This is a genomic window from Sporosarcina limicola, from assembly GCF_014873855.1.
Classification (GTDB): Bacteria; Bacillota; Bacilli; order Bacillales_A; family Planococcaceae; genus Sporosarcina; species Sporosarcina limicola.
In genome coordinates, this window is record NZ_JADBEL010000068.1 from 1 (window position 1) to 2,197 (window position 2,197).

Sequence of the window (2,197 nt, forward strand, 5' to 3'; positions counted from 1 at the left end):
TACTAGGTTTACAAATATCTTTTTCATCAAGATATTTAAAAAACAATATAAAAGCATCCCTATATGACTTTATGGTATTAGTTGACAACCCGGCTTCTTTGTCAAGGTAATCTGTGAAAAAAACTGTTATAAAATAAGCTACACTTTTTTTATGCAAAATTACACCTCCGGAAATATTTTATCTGCATCTTCAGAATTGAATTGTAAGATATCTGTGAAGTACTGCTTTGTTAACCGGAGGTATTTTTCAGTCGATTCAACACCCTTGTGCCCAAGATAGGAACTTAGTATTGGAAGAGAGCAGTAAGGATCCTGACCATTTTTAATCATTTGTTCTAGAGCATGTACACTAAATGTGTGTCTTAAATCATGGATCCGCGGATACCTTCCGTTACTAAGCTGCGGTATTCCTGCCCTTTTCTCCATTTTATAAAACTGTTTACGGATAGTCTGTGGAGAATATCTTTCCTGATGAAGTGCTGGAAAGAAATATGGATTACCGTTTCTCTCCACTTTCGAGTTATATATTACCAAGTACTTTCGTAAAGATTCTGAGGTTGGAACTAATCTAGAACCATTATTTTTGCCATTTAAGACTGTGAGGATGCCTCCAGCAAGATCAACTTCCTCACATTTAAGTGAAAGAGCTTCACTTATTCTTAATCCACATCCATAAAGTATGCGGATTACTGCGGGATATATATATGGTGTATTAATAAACTTGTTTTTATTGGGGCCGATTGAATCGGCTACACGAAGAATTCTATTTATTTCATCTTTCGTAAAAATATATGGTACGAAATGATCTGTAGTTTTAACTAGATTCTTAGGATAGACGTATGCAAGTATACCCCTCAGATTCAAAAAAAGAGCAAACTGTCTTATATGGGACTGTCTTATGTGAAGGGTACTGAAACTTTCATTTTCTCTTTTGGAAGCATATTCAATTACTAGCTCAGAGGTTAAAGCGAGTATTGGATTTGTTATTGATTTCGAATAGATAAAAGCAAGCATCCTATTTACTTGTTGCTGTTCTGAAACTGAATACTTGAAACCTAGTGACTGTTTATACCTGATGTATTCTAATGCTATATCGCAATAAGCTTCTGGAAAGTTATATGAATCAATCTGCTTCATATAACACCTCCAAAGCCACTTTCCTAAGAGTATCAATATCGATATTTAGATATATTTTAGTTGTATTAATATTTGAGTGACCAAGAACATCCTTAATTACATGCATAGGGGTATTGTTGTGAAGCATGTTACTCGCTAATGAATGCCGCATGGCATGGGGACCATGTTTTCGTTCTGAAATATCAATATCGGCCTTTTGTAAGTACTTTGAAATTATATAATGTACGCAGGTATTAGTTATAGGTATCCGACCATTTTTATTACCTATAATAATATAAGCCGAATCACTCTGGGGACGGCTATTTTTCAAGTAATCAATCAACGCATATTTAATGTTATCTAGCAATGGAAGTTGGATAAAGTCTCCTGTTTTGTACTGTATAAACTCGATTGTACTGCGATTCCAATGAATATTAGAGAACTTCATACGTATAATATCGCCGGAACGAATTCCAAGTTCTGCGGCCAGTAATACAACCAAGAAGTCGCGTTTGCCATAAATAGAACTTTTGTCAATTATTCTAATCGTACGTTTTATTTCATCAATGGAATAGAATGATAAAATGCGTTCGTTTTTATTACTAAATATGACAGGAAACAATTGATCGCCTGAATATAGCGTGAAACTTTCCCTATTCAAATAATTGAAAAAATGGCGCAAAATAAATGTACGTCCACTGATAGTGGACGATGATAAATTAGATATTGAAGTTAAATATCCTGTTACATCATTTTGCCTGCAATGACGGAAATCATCTACATTATTGTCACCAAGATAATTCATTAAAGAAGTAATAGTTACCCTTTTTGATGAAATTGTCAACGATGAAAGGGTTTTGAACTCGTCTACGTTTAGGTAAGCTTCCAGAGTTTCTAAATAGACAACATACTTAAGCTGTAACTTTTTAGTGCCTTTTTGCATTTTAATGCACCTCCTAAAAAGAGGATACCCTTAAAATATTATGTAGAGTCAGCAACATGAAGAAAGATATGTCCTTCTGTCGAATATTCGTATTACCCAAGATAACTCTTCATAATATATGACTCAACATAAGATGAA

Annotated in this window: 3 protein-coding genes; all 3 read right to left on the minus strand. The window is 34.0% G+C overall.

Translation table 11 applies throughout. The annotated features are described in order from the left end of the window. The coding region (locus H4683_RS22585) for a site-specific integrase (protein ID WP_192600777.1) at positions 1–157 on the minus strand (157 nt) is incomplete at its 3' end. A gap of 2 nt (positions 158–159) precedes the next feature. Further along, positions 160–1,137 (minus strand): tyrosine-type recombinase/integrase, encoded by a 978-nt coding sequence (locus tag H4683_RS21045; protein ID WP_192600778.1) that lies wholly within the window; start codon positions 1,135–1,137, stop codon positions 160–162. Beyond that, complete coding sequence (locus tag H4683_RS21050; protein ID WP_192600779.1) at positions 1,124–2,059, minus strand: site-specific integrase; 936 nt, start codon at positions 2,057–2,059, stop codon at positions 1,124–1,126. The genes H4683_RS21045 and H4683_RS21050 overlap by 14 nt, the downstream gene beginning before the upstream one ends. Between the last annotated feature and the right edge of the window lie 138 nt (positions 2,060–2,197).